Origin of the sequence: Actomonas aquatica (genome assembly GCF_019679435.2) — a bacterium.
Taxonomy (GTDB): domain Bacteria; phylum Verrucomicrobiota; class Verrucomicrobiia; order Opitutales; family Opitutaceae; genus Actomonas; species Actomonas aquatica.
The window spans coordinates 3327980-3346435 of record NZ_CP139781.1 but is presented as its reverse complement, the minus strand read 5'-3'; the positions used below and the strand labels follow the sequence as shown (position 1 = coordinate 3346435).

General features: G+C 57.0%; 7 protein-coding genes. 3 read left to right on the top strand and 4 right to left on the bottom strand.

The features are described from left to right. Positions 1-86 precede the first annotated feature (86 nt). The 3 genes from K1X11_RS13040 (at position 87) to K1X11_RS13030 (ending at position 11125) form a co-directional block, all read left to right on the top strand. Complete coding sequence (locus tag K1X11_RS13040) at positions 87-10100, top strand: immunoglobulin domain-containing protein (RefSeq protein WP_221033172.1); 10014 nt, start codon at positions 87-89, stop codon at positions 10098-10100. A gap of 85 nt (positions 10101-10185) precedes the next feature. After that, positions 10186-10650: an FHA domain-containing protein gene (locus tag K1X11_RS13035; protein WP_221033171.1), complete on the top strand. Its 465-nt coding sequence runs from the start codon at positions 10186-10188 to the stop codon at positions 10648-10650. Positions 10651-10684: 34 nt separating this feature from the next. Next, entirely contained in the window at positions 10685-11125 is a 441-nt protein-coding gene (locus K1X11_RS13030; protein ID WP_221033170.1) for a hypothetical protein, read from the top strand. 36 nt (positions 11126-11161) lie between these two features. Here K1X11_RS13030 and K1X11_RS13025 read toward each other — a convergent pair whose 3' ends face one another. From K1X11_RS13025 to K1X11_RS13010, 4 genes are all read right to left on the bottom strand, one after another. Further along, positions 11162-13870, bottom strand: a complete 2709-nt coding sequence (locus tag K1X11_RS13025; RefSeq protein ID WP_221033169.1) for a TonB-dependent receptor domain-containing protein — start codon at positions 13868-13870, stop codon at positions 11162-11164. A 628-nt stretch (positions 13871-14498) separates the two neighbouring features. Beyond that, positions 14499-17120 carry a protein kinase domain-containing protein gene (locus K1X11_RS13020; RefSeq protein WP_221033168.1) on the bottom strand — a complete coding sequence of 874 codons (2622 nt, stop codon included), beginning with the start codon at positions 17118-17120 and terminating at the stop codon, positions 14499-14501. A gap of 37 nt (positions 17121-17157) precedes the next feature. Then, entirely contained in the window at positions 17158-17580 is a 423-nt protein-coding gene (locus K1X11_RS13015) for an FHA domain-containing protein (RefSeq protein WP_221033167.1), read from the bottom strand. 39 nt (positions 17581-17619) lie between these two features. Then, a complete protein-coding gene (locus tag K1X11_RS13010) occupies positions 17620-18216 on the bottom strand; it encodes an RNA polymerase sigma factor (protein ID WP_221033166.1) in 597 nt (198 codons plus the stop codon). Positions 18217-18456: the final 240 nt, after the last annotated feature.

Here is an 18456-nt window from a genome sequence, read left to right as displayed (position 1 = left end):
GTGGGCAGGAGGAACAGTATGCGGTTATTTCCGCATTCTGAATTTCCGACGTAAGAATGCTTGGGAGATCTCTAAAACTTGAGCGTATGGCTAGCTTAGGAATCTTTCAGTCGATCCTTTCTTCACTGCCCCGGTCGAAATCGATGCTAGGCATTCGGCTCTGGCGAAATTTGCGTTCATCGGCCGTGTGGTTCGCCGGGGTGTTTTGCGCGTTGCCGTTGAGCGCGCAACAGATAACCAGCGATGCAATAGCCGGCGAAAACATCTCCACCGGCGGGACCTTCACGGTTACCATCACCGGGAAAAACACGTGGGGATCCAACGCCAGCCAAGGAGGGATTACTATTCAGATAAGAGAGGCGAAGGGTGAAGATGAGGAGCTATCCATCGAATCAGTCACCGCCTCCGGGTCATCGGGCCTTTTCGAAAGGTGGCAGGGCGACTCCTTGAGCAATGGTGCATATACCGCGCAGTATTTGCATGTGGAGCCGGTGTGGAACAACTGGACTGCGCAAACGAGCAAGACTCTTTCGGTTCGCTTCAGGGCGAACGAGTCCGGCACCTACCGAGTTTATGCCAAAATGTATCTGTTGGATTCAGCGGGTGGAGCCTACACTGCTCCTACCTCGGGAACGACCGATCACCAGGGCGAAAAAACGTTGTTTGTGGGGTCAGTGACCGTCTCGGATCCGTTGCCGGACCCGGACTTGCGTAGTGTGTCCATTTCTCCCAATCCCGCTCAGGTCGGCGTTCCCATAACGATTCAGATTGAAGCGGAGAATGACGGGCAGGAGGCCGGTGATTATTCTTCGATCACGGCTTCACTCTATTGGTCAGATGACTCGGATCGCGACCTCAACGTTTCGGGGTTGAGCGCGTCATGGGCGGACCAGCGGCTAAATAGAAATCCTGGCTTTTCTCCTATTTATCGCATGAACGGCGGCACCATGACCGCGCAGAACGAACTGGTGGAGTTCGTGGAATACGACTGGCCCGCGGGGCAGCGCCGGGAAGCGTCGTTTCAAGTGACTCCGGACAGGCGCGGAACGTTAAGGGTTCGGGTTCGGGTCACCATGAACGACAAGGCCGGGAATCACTACAATGACATATCGATTTCAGGAGAAAACCGCAATACGACGGATCAACAGGGATGGGATGTCGCGGAATACGATGTTGTTGTGAACCCACCCACCCGCACCGTGACATTGTCCTTGGATGGAACCCCCACCGGGGCGGATCCGGAAAATGTGCAGTGGTATGTTGGTGGTCGGACTGGCAGCGGCAATCCCGCGGTGGTGACCGAAGTGCCATTGGGAAGTCAAACGGTGTGGGCGTCGCACACGACGAATAACAGCAGCAATCCGTGGAACGAAGCAGAGCGATGGATCGACCAAACGGTGACGGTGGACTCTCCCCTGCATTTCGAACGAAATCTTCCGTATGCGACGAGCGGAGTCCTGATCAAGGATGATCAATACGAAACCCTGGTTGGGGAATCCGTGGTTCCGCAAATACGGGTGCGCAACGATTCCGGCACAACCCGGAGCGTAACGGTGCAGGCGCGACTCTCGCGGTCGAAGAGCTTCAGCGGCCTGGATTACAATGAAACCTCGGAATGCGTCTCGATTACGAACGGTCAGGAAAGGACCATTGATCTTCCCTCCTTCACGCCGACGCAGGCAGGGGATTATTTTGCGGTCTACAAGGTGACGACCAAAAATCTGACCGGCGGCGACAAGACGACTGATACCGCGCACTGGGGAAGCCAACGGACGCTGTTGGTGGAGCCTGATACTCGTACCGTGACATTGTCTTTGGATGGAACCGCCACCGGAGCGGATCCGGAGAATGTGCAGTGGTATATTGGTGGTCGGACAGGCAGCGGAAATCCGGCGGTGGTAACGCTGGTGCCTGCCGGAGAGCAAACTGTATGGGCATCCCATACCACCTCCAACAGCGACAATCCCTGGGATGAGTCGGAGCGTTGGATTGATGAAACCGTGACGGTGGATTCCCCGCTGCATTTCGTGCGGAACCTGCCATATGCAACCAGCGGCGTTCAGTTAAAGGATGGGAATTACGAAATCAAAGTAGGTGAATCCGTGATACCGCAAATACGGGTGCGCAATGACTCCGGCATAAGTCGTAGCGTATCGGTTCAGGCGCGACTATCGCGGACCCGAAATTTTGGCGCTCCAGACTACAGCCAAACATCAGGTAGTGTAACGATAGCTGCCGGGCAGGAAAAAGACATCGATCTACCTGCCTTCACCCCGGCTGTAATCGGGGACTACTTCGCTGTATACAAGGTAATTACCAATAACCTAACGGGTGGTAGCAAGACGACCGATACAGCGCATTGGGGTTCGCAGCGAACATTGCACGTGGATTTGGACGAGACCAAAGATGCGGAAATCGTCTCTGTTATAAATGGACTCGCGGTGGTATCGCCCGGGAATACAGTTAGTGTGACAGTTAATGGCAAAAATACCGGTAACATTCCCGCCCGGTTTTGGATTGGTTTAAGCTACAAGGAGCCGGGGGCAGGGGATTGGCCGGACGGCTGGTGGGACGTTCCTCCGGTTGAAACCGAAGTTGTTGAGCCAGGGGCAGAATTCCAGTATCGGTTCGAAAATATAAAACTGCCAATTTACCTGAAAGCCGGTCAATATCAAGCTGTCGTGGGTTTGTGGGATGGATACGACGAGCAATCCGACGAAATGGTCGCTCCGAATTATGCGATTAAGGAGCAGATGGGTTTTCTGGCGAGTTGGGATGGGGTTGAGGGTGATCCATATAATATTAGGAGATTGGATCCTGATCCGAGTAGATTTGATGCTCTTCGCGATTCGAGTCGTCAAGGGTTGCATGATTTGCGCTCTCGTGTAAGTGGTGATCATCCGATCCGTGTTGATAGTAAAGGGGGGCGTCCGCTCAACAGTGAAGACAGAAAAATAATTGTATTAGTTCATGGGTGGACGGATGGATTTGCCGAATATGGGAGCCCTACGGTGGAGCGGGACGCAAATAAGGATGATTCACTAAATTACCTTTATCATAAAATCGTTGGTCAAGACCACTTGATGGATGATTGGAGCGTGGTGAGGTATGACTGGTCCCATGATGCAAGGACGGCGAAGTGGTGGCCCCCGTTGTTTCCCAATCAAGAAGATGATGCTGCTTTCGTCTCGTTGGTCGGTCCTCAGGCAGGTTCTTCCAGTGAAGAGATACCGGCGGCTATCGTGGTGTTAGCACCGCTTGCGGTATCTTTGGTGGCAATGGAAAATTACGCAATTACTGCAGCGGAAAGGGCTTATCAACATGGACTGGTGTTGGGGGAGGAGATCGTTCGGAAGGTTGGTGCTCAAAATTTAGATAGGATTCAATTCATCGCTCATAGTGCTGGATCCTGGGCGATTTATAGTGCTGGTGAATATATAAAAAATAATAGTCCTGAAACTGAGATGCAGTTTACATTCTTGGATCCGTTTATTCCCGATGAAACAGTCTATTACACCTGGCCATTTAGTCATTCGTTTATGACAAGTGAAACTCTTAGAGAAACTAATTTGAGGTCTCCGGTTGAGACGTTGGGTGCAGTCGGATCCGAATTCTATTTCACAACATCGGACTTTACGGAGGGGTCCTATGTTTTTAGTGCATTGTCTAATGCGACCACCGTGACATGGGATTGGATTCCTGAGCGGGACGATGGGATTACTTTGAGGGTGGATCGAGGGGAACTGGGTCGATTTGCGGGGCATTCGGGACCGATAAAATTTTATTCTGAGACTGTATCTGGGAGTGGTGTATGGGACGGCGGAGGGGAACTGAATGGATCGTTGGTGGGTTGGAAGCGTTCGTTGGCTTTTAATGAGATTGATACCTACACTATTTCGGGAGTTGTGACTTCCAGGAATTACCCGTTTTCGGGCGTTGGAGGAGTCACGGTCTCAACTGAAACTGGGCAATCGGCTGTGACGGTCTACGACGGCACGTATAATTTGACTGGCGTTCCCGCGGGAGCGAGGACTGTCACGGTCGGAGATGCAGATTATTTTGCGGAGGGGAGTGCGAGTTTTGCCAGCAGCACCATAATGGTCGATGGCAACGTAGCGGACGTGGACTTTAATCAATTTCAAGCGAAGGCAACCCCGGTCGTATCGATTGAAGTTTCGAATGAATCGCCGGTTCCGGGGGAGGTCGTTGAAGTTATCCTGTCTTTGACCAGCACTGGAACTACCCTCTCGGATGTCGACACCTACTTGGACGTGTCGTTTGACGAATCGTTGGTGGGCGTGGGACAGCTGAGCGGTTCGGAGTGGCACTCAGCATTGACCTATTACCCCGAGAATAGCGAAATTTACAATTCGGCTGGCGAATTAATCAATTCACAAGAGGCCTTGGTTTCCGGGTGGAGAAGTGGAGGCGTTTCCTCAGGTTCCACTTACTCAATTCGGTTGCCACTCGCCATAGATTCAGATGCGACCCCAGGGGCCACGGTTTCGCTGAAATATCGCGCGACGATAGCTGATAGGCGGGATCCCGTTTCAACGGGGAGCGGACAGTTGGACCAGCAGGGCTATAATTTCGTGTCGACGACCCTCGTTGTGGCCGAACCCGAGCCAGATACGGCAGTCATCGTTCTTCAACGTTCGCCGTTCGCTGGTGGCGATGTAGTGGGCGGCGGAGTTTACGATGTGGGGTCAATCGTATCCATCAGCGCGGAACCAAGTTTGGGGTATCGTTTTGTCCGGTGGTCGGATGGTCACGAAGCAGCGGAACGAAGTGTGGAAGTCGTATCCAGTGGTATTACGCTCATCGCGGAGTTTGAGCCTCTCTCCTATACCGTTTCGGCGAGTGCGTCCCCAAGTGAAGGCGGAAGTGTAGTAATCAGTCCGGATGCGTCAGCCTATACCCACGGGCAAATGGTCGAGTTTACCGCAATTCCGCACACTGGGATGAAGTTTGATCGCTGGGCGATATTAGGAGTTATAACCACCCAGGAGCTTAAGACACAGAATCCCCTTTCGATAGGGGTTACGGCAGATATGGAAGTGATCGCACATTTTAGTGAAGTAGATGCGGGGCCTCCTTCGCTTGAATCCTTTGATATCAATGGGGGGGGCGAATCTACCCGAAGCCGCACCGTAACACTCAATCATGTTTGGAGTGGCGGTGTGCCTGACGAATACCGGGTCAGTGAGAATGAAAATTTTGTAGATTCCAATTGGTTGCCGTATATGGGTGCGCCGGTTTTTATGTTGAGCAGTGAATTGGAGCTCAAAACGGTCTATCTTCAGTTGCGCAACGGCAATGGCATATCGATGACGCGAAGTGATTCGATAACGCTGTCTGATTCGCCGGATCATCCTCTTGTTGAAAAAGTCTCTGAACTGCCTGTTCGCATCATCGACGCGACCATGGCAGCGATGGGCGATTCGTTGTTTATCTTCGGTGGACGTCTGGACGGCGCCTCCTCCGGGTCCGCGAAGGTATTCCGTTGGAATACAGACGCGTCATTGTTCACGGAGAGTTCTGCCTCGTTGCCCTACGGCATGGGGTGGGGACTGTCCTCGGCAGCAGCCGGTGACGGAAAGATCTACCTCGGTCCAGCTCGCGGTCCTTCCAGCGGCGGCGGTTGGGGTTCGCGCAGCAGGATTGTGGAATTCGACCCAGCGGCTCCGTCCGCCGCTGAACTTGCCGTCGGGTATCCTGAAAATACCTGGGATGTGTCCGCTGCCAGTGACGGCCAGGGCAACGTCTACTTCTTTGGCGGGCACAACGGTAGTAACCTTCGAAGTATTTATCAATTCAATGCAGTGAGCGGAATGTTTGAGTCCGTTGGCCAGCTCCCTTGGGCAGCTAATTCGTTGTATTCAGTTTACGACGAGCTCGGCGGGTTTTACCTCATTTCCTGGGGTAATCGAAAGGTAGCCTACTACGATCCGAGCACGCGGGTTGTGACTGAGCTGGCCGATATCCCAGCGGGCTATGTTGTTGCTACCCTCGGCGACCTCGCTTGGGTTGATAGTGAGCAAGACTGCTATTTCATCCTGAGGGAAGCGGAAGGCACCGTATTGTCGCTCTTCAAGTTGAACGCGGCAGATGCGTCTTTGGTCAAACTGGATGAGGCGATACCGGAGCACCTCAACGGAGGCGCGGCGACTCGACAGGGGGACTACATTTACTTGTTGGGCGGAGACGCGAGCGCAGAAGACAAGTCCTATCTCTACCGTTTGCACGTGCCCGCTTATACGGGGAATTGGAAGCCCACATTGCTCGACTCCGATATTTCCAACGAAGGGGTCACCGCTGGCATTGGTCCTGTCGACGGACTGCCGTCGTGGGAATTTGACGGATCGTCCTACTTGAGTGGACCCTCGGACCACCAAATCTTTGGGGACACTCCGCCCATGAGTCACACGGTTCTCATGGCCTTCAAGACGACCACGGATGGCGGCACCTTGTTCGGCACCTATGATTCGGGTGGTTACGATGGATTCACTGCCGTTGATGTCGCCTTCGCCAACGGAAAGTTGGGTGTTGGCGGTCGCTATTCGTCATCTGGCCATGTCGGTTGGGTAATCACCCAAAACGTTGAGAACTCCTACAACGATGGTGAGTGGCATACCTTCGCTGTTACACTGGACCAAGAAAACGGTGTCGCGCGCCTCTTTTTGGACGGTCAGTTGCAAGGAAGCGAAACGATAAGTTCCACGGCAGATTACACCGATGGAGGAATCCTTCGCTTTGGTGCGACTCGTTTCCAAGGCCAGCTACCGCATAGCCCTTTCACGGGTAGTCTCAGTGGGTTCGAAGTTCGCGCGTCCGTCATGTCCGAGGCCGAGATCCTGAATTGGTCCGAATCACTGGTGCCTTCTTGGGACTTGGTCGAAGTGGTTCGATACTCATTCGAAAACTCTCTCGACGACGCGCTGGGAGAACTGGACGGGCAATCTGTGGGTGGCGACGTTCAATTCGTGCCGGGACCGGGCGAAGGGCTCGCGATGCAAATGCCCAACATTCCCGACCATCGTATCGCGATTCCCGTCTTTCCCTTGGGTGACGAATCCTTCGTGGTGAGCGCTTGGGTGAGGATGGAAAGCGAAGAAGCTTGGTTCACGAATGAGAATGACAACAGGCCGGCGGCCAACGTGTTGACCTACCAAACGGGTGATTTCGCCCAAGGGTTTATCTTGGGACTGGCACCGGAGTCGGAAGCTAAACCGGATCGCGTTTATTCCGTGTATGATCCTGGCGACCTGAACAATGGTCAGTTCGATTCTCGGTTAAGCAACCTGTATGGTCGATGGATTCATCTTGCTTCTGCAGTGGACGTCGAGGCCAACCAACGTCGACTTTACGTCAATGGAAGCTTGGTTGAAGAAGCAGCGATCAATTCAGCCACGTTCGCCGCTGCAGAAGGATTTATCGGCGCCTACAAGTATAGTTCCGCGCGCAACGGTAATCCTCAGCATGTGAGCAGCGGTATTCAAATCGATGAGCTGCGAGTCTTCACCGGCACTGCCTCCATTGACGATATTCGACGGATTGCGGGACAGGCTCTCTTGGACGAGCATTCGCCGAGACTTCCGTTTACAGAAGACTGGGAGTCCGGGGAAATCAACCTCGAGGTCTGGCATGCTTGGGGCAGCCCAGCTTCGGTGCTCAAGTCGGACGGGAACGTCTTGGGAATCTACTCGTTCAACAACAATGGTGATGCGAACTGGCACAGTGGTGTGACCACCCAACATACTTTCGAGGTCACGCCGGGGTTGGTCGTAGCAAGTAGAGTGTTCACCGCGAGTTCGGGCGCCGGTTCCGATCTCTCTAGCAACACTGTGGGATTGGACTCTAGGGACCTGTCCGTTTTCGTCACGTCTGGCGAAGGCGTGAGCACTGACCCCTTACTCCCCTACGTGCACCATCGAGGCAATGGCACGGTGCATTTGGGGGACACGCCATCGGCTGCAGTTATTGCGGTGGGGGCGACAGTCAACGAATGGCACGAGTTTTCCTTCCGCCTCAATGAAAACGGTTCGGTGACCTATTACATGGATGGGTCCGTGATACACACCTCCGCAGCTGGTTGGATTGATTACAGCAGCACCGCAACCGGACGCCTGGTCTTGCAGGGGCGCTCCGTGGGAGTGGTTAATCTCGTTGACGATGTCTCGATCACGACCGCGGGCGATTCCCTTGCTCCCCCGGCCATTGGCACTCAACCAGAGAGTCAAACGGTTGCCGTCGGGGCTGAAGTAACCCTTTCAGTAGCGGCGACAGGTGAAGCTCTAACCTATCAATGGCGAAAAGATGAGACGGTGCTTCCGGGCGCCACTTCTGACACGCTTTCGATTCCCTCTGCCCAAAAAACGGATAGCGGTGCCTACACGGTGATTGTATCCAATTCGGCAGGACAGATTGTTTCAACGTTGGCCCAGGTGAATGTGTTGGCCCCGGTCAGTATCGATGAACAGCCGATCGGTCGGATCGTCAAACCGGGCGAAAATGCGACCTTCACGGTCGTTGTTTCCGGCGACCAAGATATCACCTACCAGTGGTCCAAAGACGGTAATCTGATCCCTGACGCGACTGAATCCAGTTTGGTCGTCACCGAAGTGGCAGAAGAGGATCAAGGCAGCTATCAGGTTGTGGTGGCCAACGAAGTCAGTAGCGAAACTTCGGATCCCGTCAGTCTGACCATCGAAAAGGAAGACCCTCCGGTGGCGTTCCGCTTGAGTGGGAACGGCTACTATTCCCCGAATGGCGGCACGGCGGTTATCTCGGTTTCGATGAACTATTCGGAAGTGGCGATTTCGACCATCGGGGCGAAGATTACGCTGCCCAACGGTTGGGCGTTTGGCTCAGTGATAGGCGGAGACTATCCTGCGGTAATTCCTAGTCGTGGAACGACCGAGATGGCTGAATTTGCCTACTTCTCTCCACCCTCCGGATCGGCTTCCTTTGATATGGAACTGACCTATCCTGAGGGGCTCGTTGGGGCTCAGGCTTTCGATGCCGAAGCACTTTATTCGATCTCGGGCGAGAACGGGCAAAGATCGTCGTATGCCACTTACCAGATTGTCGAAGGACTCGTGCCAGCTGTCACAATAATGGAGGACAAGTTGGCAATAGCTGGTGGCTCCGCGACGCTTGAAGCCACGGCCGAAGGCACTCCGCCTCTCGCCTATACTTGGTTCAAGGATTCCAGCCTGATCGAAGGCGCCTCTTCCCCATCGTTGGTTCTGGAGAATGTCGCGATCGACGATGTTGCCTTCTACTCGGTGGTGGTCTCGAACCCGGCCGGTGACAGCGATCCAGTGTCCGCATCCCTCTCGGTTGTGGATATCTTCGCCGCACACCAAGTTGAAGGGGCGGGCTACCAAGCCGGCGGCACCGTTTCGGTCAAAACGACCATTAACTATACCGGGGTGCACACCCCCACGGGCGTCGAGCCAATCAGCACTTTGGGATTCGCGTTGCTTCTCCCTGATGACGTTGCGGATTCGCCATGGAGTCTGGCGTCCTCGAGTGGTCAGGTTGGGCAGGTTCCACCAGCGGGAGGGACAACTGAATTGTTGGAATGGGCTTGGACCACACTCTTCCCGAGTCCGTTTGAGTTCGTCTACACCCTCAACGTGCCGGAAGAGCAAGACGGTGAGGTCATGCTGACTGCCATTCTGACCCCGGTCTATGATGGCATGCAGCCTCAGACCATGGTGATGCCGGATCCGCTGGTGATTGATGAAATGCCGTCAACCTACTGTGTGGATACGGATGGGGACTACCGTATCTCGCTCTCTGAGCTGCTCCGTGTGATTGAGCTCTACAATACGCGCGACGGCACCGTGCGCACGGGTGAATACCACGTGGACCCGACGACCATCGATGGTTTTGCAACCGGTTCAGGAACGCCAGAGTGTCCACCCTATCACTGCGCGGATACGGATCAAGATTGTCGTTTCTCACTCTCGGAACTGCTCCGAGTGATCGAGCTCTATAACTATCGCAATGGCACCGTTCGCACCGGGGAATACCATGCAGATCCCTCTACCATTGATGGTTTCGCAACCGGTCCCGAAAATGAACTACCTTGATCTGCCCCAACTTCGGGCTTCGTCACTGGTTTTCGAAAACTTGGAAATGATAGGCTGACCATAGTCGCCAACACGCACAAGCCTGATGCCCTCTTCTTCTCAGATTCCGCCGGATGCGGAGGCTCTGGAAGCCTCAACTCACCCTTCCGGCATCAGACAGCGGCTATCATTTATCAGCACCTTGTTTCGTGATTTGGCCGTGGACGTTTCGGGGCCAAATTTGATCTGGCGCGATCCGGAGGATGGGACGGTGCGAGTGTTTCAGCTGCTGGCTGATCGAACCACGATCGGACGAGCCCCGGGGAATGACATTGTATTGTCTATACGCAGCGTTTCACGGCGGCATGCGAAGATTTGCTGCACGTCACACCGCATTGTTTTGACCGATCTAGACTCCGCAAACGGCACCAGCGTAAATGGAAAAATGTCCGCAACCGTGGACCTTCGCGACGGTATGCAAATCGAGTTCGGTTCCTTTCCTATGCTCTTCTGCAATCAACCCTCTCAGCTCGGGGGCGACAACCAAGATTCTGTTTCTACGCAAACGTGAGTCTACTTCCTCCAACTCTTCCAGCTTCGGAATCATGAAAAAAATCAGTGCGCTAGTCTTAGCTTTTTCGTCTGTCATCGGAGTGTTTGGTCAATCCTCCAATTTTGTCCTCCTCACGGACAAAATCTCTTCTGGAGGTGGCAGTGTCTCCTGTGAGTTAACCTTCGAATACTCCGGGAAGGCGATCTCCACGCTGGGGGTAAACATAAACCTGCCCGAGGGGTGGAGTTATGTGGGAGCCAGCGGGGAAAACTTGCCCAGTATTTGTCCCGTGCCGGGCTCAACGGAGGCTGCGGAGTTTGCCTACCTAAACCTGCCGGCCGACAGGTTTTCTTACCGTATTGATCTTCGATATCCCGCCGGATTGAGCAATTTTTCCAACATCGAAGGAGCCATCATTTACAAGCTACGCGGGGAACGTGACCTGGTTTCGATTGAAATCGTGGCGGTTTCGCCGACGCCGCCAAAAGACTAGGGGCTGCGCAGAAAACAACACGAGCGGTCCGGTGCCCTACCAAGTGTGTTCCGCCGCCAAAGTGAAGCCGCGGCCACGGTTGTTGTAGTTGCCGGGCGAATACCCACGGTTACTGCTGAACAGGACGGGCGGGTTCACATCCAACACGTTGGTCACCGAAAACTGCACCCGCAGTTCCGGACGCACCCGCCAGCCGAATGAGAGGTTGGTGAAAACGCGACTGTCCAATCCGATGTCGCCGTCCACGGCGTAACCGCGCCCCGTCTGCGATCCGATGTAGTTGGCGAATAGGGATGCATCCCAGCGCCCGGTTAAATATGAAAGCGCCACCGTTCCCTGCCACTGGGGGCGGCCCGAATTGCCCGCAGATTCTCGATTGCCACGGAGCGGGTCGGCGCGCGAGTGCTGCATCAGGTAGGTCGCCAGAACATCGAGTAGCCAGTGGGCTCCACGGTGATCACCCCACTGGATTTTACTCCCGAAGTCCCATCCTTGAGCTGTGGCCTGATTGATATTGATGTAGGAGTCGTCGACCTGGCGTATCATACCGGCGCGTCCGTCGGGCTCGTTGGGGTCACGGATGATGCGGTCAGTGAAACTGCCCGGAGAAATCGCTTCGAAATCCAGCATGTTCTGAGTCCCAAAACGCGTGATGAGTCCACGTTGCTCGTAGCGCCAGAAGTCTGCGCTGAGTGTCATATTGAAATCTCCCTTGTCGTTGTCCCAAACCAGTCCGGCTCGCCACGCGGTGGTTTTTTCCGGATCGAGACTTCCATTGCTCCCGGCGGTGTAGAGCACGTTGTAGGATCCCAGGTCCGGGCGTTCGGGGTCGGTTCCGACGGTGGAGGTGTAGGTGATTCGATCGCCGCCGGTGACGATCAATTCCGGGGGGCGGAATAGTTCCGCACGTCGCGCCCGTATCAGTAGGTTGGGGTGCAATTGGTAAGTGACTCCCAGTTGCGGCGTCCAAGCGGTGCCGTAGTTTTCGTTGTGTTCGGCTCGCGTGGCCACATGCGCCACCACGCCGTGCCATTGCTGCATTCCGAGTTCGACGTGGGCCGCCGCTGTTTCCCGACTCAGGGTCCGCGTTGCGGGGACACCCCACCCGACGTAACCGCGCACTTCGGCCAGCGGAGTGGGGCGGGCGCGGAATTTTTCGTTTCGCCATTCGCCGCCTGCGCCCAACACCCACTCTGGTCCCCAACCCCCAGAGTGAAACGTGTGCTGCATCCGCGCGTCGACTTGGCTTAGCGTATAGTCCTGATCGTTGTGCAGCTCCGTGCGCGCCCGATCGATCACGCCGGGATCGGATGGGCCGAACGGATTGATGTAGCCTCCCAAGCGTCCGCTCAATCCATCCTGCAGCATCTGGTCGGTGATGTAGTTTTCGGCCACTTCATCGACGGCGTTGCGCGTCCAAAGCACCCCGGAGGTCCAGTGCGTGTTTGAACTTAACCGTCCCTCCACTCCGGCCACCACCCGCATCACGTCGTTGGTGTAAATCCGGTGACGCGACCCGAGTTCTGCAAACGAGAACCGCACGTCATCCAGATCGACCCCAAGCGGATTGTAGGGGGAACTCGCCGGCAAAATGACTGCGCCGTTGGGACCGTCGCCCACCCCTTGCGCGCCTTCGTTGCGCAAGGAAACGACGACTGGCTGGATGGCACCGTCCTGCACCCGCCGCCGCCAGGCCAGGTCAGCGAATGCTTCCGTGGATTCCGACAGCTCGACCCTCCCGCTCAGCCATACGCCAAACATCTCTTCGGCCGGGATCATGCTTGTGTAGGGGGCCTGGTCGAATGCGGTGCGCGAGTCTCCGGGGCGGGGCGAACCATCCGGCAGCACGTTGGGTGGCACCTCCACAAAGTCCTGCGGCCCGACGGTGGTTGCCGGTCCCGACCACGTGATGACCCCATTCGAATCGATCGTCCCCAAGCCCACGAGTTTACCCGCCAATTCAGCAGGAACTCCGGTGTAGGGCATGTTGACGAAAGCCGGATAGGCGAAGGTCGAGCGCAGGTCCCGCCCTCCAATGCTTCGCAGGTCTTCGGTGCGCGAGACCGGCCGATCGCCAAATCGCACGTCGTTGTTGGCGGCGTAGTCCAGAGCCATCAGCACCGAATACCCGTCCCTTGAAACCCCCTGCACCAGCGACGCCTCCCGCCGGCTCCAATCCGTGTCCTCAAATTGGCGATAGGCTACCTTGGCCTTGCCGCCGCTAAACCCGCGTTTCGTCCGGAGATTGATCACCCCTCCCACGGCATCGGCTCCATAGGTCGCAGCAGACCCGTCTAGCAAGACCTCGACCGACTCCAGGGCGCCGAGCGGCAGTGCGCCGATATCAAAGGGCAGTGCGCTGCCATCCAGCAACCCCATCGGCGCCACTCTTCGCCCGTTCACCAGCACCAGAGTGGCCGAGCCTCCCAGTCCGCGAAAGTTCACGCTTTGGCGGGCTGAGGCGTCGCTGGTGGGGTTCGACGCAAAGCTGTTCAGCCCGCCGTTATTGACGGGCAGCGTTTGCAGCCAATCGCCCACCGTGGTGGCGCCGCTCAATTCAATTTCGGACGCGTCGACTTCGAATTTCGAAAAGACGCTACCGTCGAATTCGAGCAGCCGAGTCCCGACAACTTCGACCGGATCGAGCACGTTTTCACTCGATGCTTGCGCAAATGAATTATGGGTGGATCCGGCGATCAGGGCCACTCCTAAAAATGCGGCTTTCAGGGGGTTACGTGGAAGCATCACAGTTGTTCCGACGTTGGCGATCCCTTCTGGACTTTTCGAACTTGCAATGAGCTTACTGCAAAAAACGGCCGGATATTTCCAATATCTGGCATTTGGTATTCACACAACTCATATGAGCTGATCGCTAGTCGTTGGAATTCGGTATAAATATGGGAATTACGGTTAGGCTTGAATAAATTTTTTAGCCAAGGTCGTTCATCGATTCAAATTACTACGGCCGCTGGTTTTAAGGGGGCGCGCGAAGCTCGCCTTGCAACACGACTTGGTGTCGGATGGTGATCTGTCCGAGGTGGTCCGCGCCATCTGGGGCGAGGGCGAATCCTTCGACGCAATCCTCGGGGTGGAAGGCGACTTCGTCCGGACGACCGACGGCGTTCTGTGGATTGACAAGACATCTTCCCTCTCCGGACTTTATCGGTCCTTGATGGGGGGCGCGACGAGTCTCTTTGCGCCCAGTGCCGGCACGATTCGTTGCGCCTTCATTTCCGGGCCGGAACCCTCCCAGGTGGCATCCTAGTTTTTGATCTTGGCAGCGATTTTTCGTCGCGGTCGCCATCTCCTCTGGCCCTTGCCCTGCCGGGAGTCTCTACGCTCGTGCGGTCAGGGTGGCCGCGGGTCACGACGCTCACAGGCTGCCTGCTTCGATCCACTGGGGACGAAGGCTATCGCCCTCTGCATTCCATCGCATCACCGTTTCCCCACGGGGCACAGCCCGGCTGAGCGTGATTTCCACTTCGAGCGTGCGAGCAAAGCTGCCGACTTTGGCAAGGACGAGCACCAGTCGATCCCCACGTATGACCAGCCATAGCGTATGGCGGGTGGTATCCATCAAAAAACGACGCTGGGCCACCTCGCGTCCGTGTTCCCGAATGGAGAGCGCGTAATCTTCGCTTCGGTTGGGACCCTGGGAGATCCGACACTCCAACGCTGCTTGCGTGGCGTGGCTCGGTTGCCAGCTCAACGTGAGCTCGTCGGATTGTGACGGTTTTAAGGGCTGCAACCCGACTCCTATGGCTAGACTTTTCCCGGAATGGAGCAGGGGCCAAGTTTGGTCGGTGACTTCGGTTCCTGCCGGCCAGTCGGACATCCCTGGCTCGCTAGACAGGTAAGTCGAGGCGACTGCGACATCCGCGTCCGGCAGGGTGACGATGGCACCATTGACCGTGAGCCAGGATCCCAGCACGAAGCTGCGGTCGAAGAATTCATCCTGCGCCAGATACTGCGGCGAGATATCGCTGGCGCGTCGTTGGAGCCGCATCAGCCGACCCGTTGAGAAGGTGGCGTCTCCGCGGTAGGTCACGTGCCATGAGCCTCGATCGGCTCCACCATGCAGCATGGCAAACAGGTCGCCGAACTGATCGAAGTCGCGCTTTAAATCTTCCCACGCCGCAACCGCAGAGTCTTGGCCGAAGGTGTCGCTCATGCGTTGGTGCAGGACCGCGAGGTCATCCGTGCCCTCTTCGAGTATCCGGTAGCGACGAGCAGTGCGAAAGAAGGCCCGAGGGTCGGCGGGTGAGTGGGTCGGATCGCGGAGAAATACGGAGCGCTTTGCGTCGGTCGAGAGCTCGGCACGCCAAAAGTGCAACTCGTCGAGCGCAAAGGTGAGTTGGGGACCGGATCGTTGTGTGGCCGTCCGGCCGAAACTGAGCGTCGCCTCAGCGCCGGCGGGAATCGTAGGCAAGGAGTCCAAACGAAACGCACCGGCCGCCTCGCCGTCCACCTCGATGCGCAGGTCATCGGGTCCTCGCTGAACCACCAGATGGTGCCAACGGTTTGGGGTCAGGGTGGCGTCGGCGAGAAAGCAGGCTCGGTCGCCCAAGCGAGTCGAATGCCAATCCAGCCGGGGTCTACCGTCCTGCAGGGCCAGTTCCAGCCCCAATGACGCCGGATCGGCTGGCGTGAGTTGAAACAGAGAACCATTGAGGGAGTCCACCCGCAGCCAGATGGCGAGGGTCCAGGGATCGTCCGAACCAAGGGCAAAAACCGGATGCGCGGGGACCTGCCACCGGGTGCGCCCATCGAATGCCACTGCTTCGTTGGCGTGCCCCCAGGGATCGGTGGCACTTCCGGCGAGGTAGGTGGGGCGATGGCCAAAGCCACTGGTGTCAATCCATTGACTTCCCAGCGGGGCGTGTAGCACCAGCGTATCCGCGATGACTCCACTCCAATAGCGGGCCGGCTCGCGGCGATAGTCGCGCCAGTTGGGGGGAGTGGCGGATGCGGGCGAGGTGGGGGCGAGGGAAAGGTGGGAGCGAAGGGGGGAGGCGCTACGCCATGCAATCATGGTGAGTCCGACCACTGCGATGGTGATCATTCCGATCTGGCGCCAGCGCCTTAAGCTGGGACGGAGTGTCTCGCGCCCATCTGCCAGCGCCAGCAGTTGCTTGGCGGACTGGGGGCGGGCTTCAGGCGATTTGTCCAGACAGCGCTGCAGCAGGCGATCGCAGTGTTTCTCCCACGGGGCGGGTTTGAGGTTCTTGCGGTGGCGACGGGTGCTCAGTTTCTCCGGAATGAGACGTTCGATCTGGGCCGGGAGGTGGCCTTGGGTGAAGGGAGGTTCGCCGCAAAGGCATTCGTAGAGTAGAGCACCGAGCGAATAGAGATCGTCGGAGGGGGCGGGATCGGCACCAAACAGCTGCTGCGGGCTCATGTAGGCGAGCGTGCCCGGCAAGGACAGGCCACTCATGCGGGCGAGGCTCTCCGCGAGAGGGGCGGCGATACCAAAGTCGCAAAGATGCGCCCGGCCGTCGCGATCCAGCAGCACGTTGCCCGGCTTGAGATCGCGATGGACCAGTTTTCCGACGGCATGCACGTGATCGAGCGCCTCGCACAGACCGGGCAACCACGTCAGGATTTGGTCCGGGGTGAGCGGCCCCTCGCGACGGATGAGATCGGCCACCGATTCGCCATCGATCCACTCCATCACGAGCACCAGGCCGTCGGGCAGCGCGAGCAGGTCGTGCAACCGGACCACCCCCGGGTGGGAGATGGCTCGCACCCGCACCACTTCGCGGCGGATGCGCTCGATCTCGGTTGGCGCGAGCCAGGAAAAGTGCGGAGCGAAACGTTTGAGTGCGACCGGAGTTTGGAGGAGCTCGTCCTCGGCCAGCCACACGGTGCCTTGACCGCCGCGGCCCAACAGGCGTTGGAGACGAAAGCGATCTACGATTTTCAGTCCCTCCTGCCACTCCCGCACCTTGGCAGTGGGTGGAAACTCCGGGGGGAAATTGTCGCTGGTCAGACTCATGACGGGCATCGTCCGAAAGAGGACGCCTGTTCACCGGTCATGGGTCGGAGCGATCTTCCTCGGGCAATTCAACATAAACGAGGGTGTGGTAACCGAGTCGAAAAGTGTCGCCGTTGTGAAGCGGAAACCGGGCCAAGCGCTGGCCGCGCAACCAACAGCCATTGGTGGAGTTGAGATCCTCCAGCCAACTCTCCTCGGTGTCGGGATCCCAGATGATCCGCGCGTGGCGACGGGAGATTTCCGACTCAGGCAGCACGAGGTCGCACTCGTCGAAACGCCCTATCGTGGTGACGGGTTCCAGCGAAGTCGCGCGCGGAAAGGCTTCGGCATCGTAATCCAGCAACCAACGCCCGGCGGAAAGCGGAGACACCGCGAGGAGCAGTCCGGCCGCATGCCGCAATGATTGGCTCCAGTTGTCCGGTGGAGCGCCGGTGGGGTGATTGGGAGAATCAGCGCTCATGCTTGGAGCTGTATTGTCATGAGGCCTCGCATTCTGACCTCAAAGCTCCCGCACGTAGTCGGCGGCCGCTTCGAAGTCGGCCCCGGAATTTTGTGCCAGCCGCAGGTAACAGTCCTTGAAGCGGGAGAAGTAGCGCGAGCGCACCCTATAGACCTCATCGGCGGAAACCTGATGCTCTTCCGCCACCTCGGGAATCGGTCGGGCCTCGAGCACGGAGGCGCGGAAGATCTCGATGGTGCGCGGGGTGGCTCGCACTTCCGTGGCGAGCAGACACAGCGCCGATTCGCCCAGCGCGCGAAGCCAGCGTCGTGAATCGGCGGCTCCCAGATGGATCGGGGCGCGCGAACCGTGATGGTCCTCGGTCAGGGCGACGTTGCGCTTGCGCGCGGCCCGACGCAGCTGCTTGAGCGCACAGCGATGGGCGAGGGTGATGAGGTAGTTGCGGAATCGGCGCTCAGGCGCCGGATCATAGTGAAAGTCTCCGATCAGCCGCGCCAGTAGAATGAGAGCATCCTGCACCGCATCGTCGACCTCAGCCGCGTGGAGCCCGATGCCGGCGCAATAGCTCCGGAGCGCCGGCGTGTAGCGCTCAAAGAACGCATCCCAAGCCGCCTGCTCCTTTCCCGGAGCCCGCATAAGCTCGAGAAGTGAAGGGTCAGTGGTGAGCCATGAGGACACTAGTGACTGGCAAAATCCAATTCGTTTCGCACGCAAGGGTTAATTCGTCAGGCATTTTGGATGGAAAATTGGCAATTTTTCACCAAGCGGTCAGAACTCGGCTGAAGGGAGCAATACGGTTGGAATATGTTCGGACACAGATTTCGAGTTTCACTTCGCCGTTCCACAGTAGAGTGCTTGAGCACCTCGGTAGGAAAA

What these genes read in the sequence shown, in the direction of transcription:
- K1X11_RS13025 (WP_221033169.1), bottom strand. Translation starts at nt 13,870, where the DNA reads ATGCTTCCACGTAACCCCCTGAAAGCCGCATTTTTAGGAGTGGCCCTG.
- K1X11_RS13010 (WP_221033166.1), bottom strand. Translation starts at nt 18,216, where the DNA reads ATGCGGGCTCCGGGAAAGGAGCAGGCGGCTTGGGATGCGTTCTTTGAG.
- K1X11_RS13035 (WP_221033171.1), top strand. Translation starts at nt 10,186, where the DNA reads ATGCCCTCTTCTTCTCAGATTCCGCCGGATGCGGAGGCTCTGGAAGCC.
- K1X11_RS13040 (WP_221033172.1), top strand. Translation starts at nt 87, where the DNA reads ATGGCTAGCTTAGGAATCTTTCAGTCGATCCTTTCTTCACTGCCCCGG.
- K1X11_RS13015 (WP_221033167.1), bottom strand. Translation starts at nt 17,580, where the DNA reads ATGAGCGCTGATTCTCCCAATCACCCCACCGGCGCTCCACCGGACAAC.
- K1X11_RS13020 (WP_221033168.1), bottom strand. Translation starts at nt 17,120, where the DNA reads ATGAGTCTGACCAGCGACAATTTCCCCCCGGAGTTTCCACCCACTGCC.
- K1X11_RS13030 (WP_221033170.1), top strand. Translation starts at nt 10,685, where the DNA reads ATGAAAAAAATCAGTGCGCTAGTCTTAGCTTTTTCGTCTGTCATCGGA.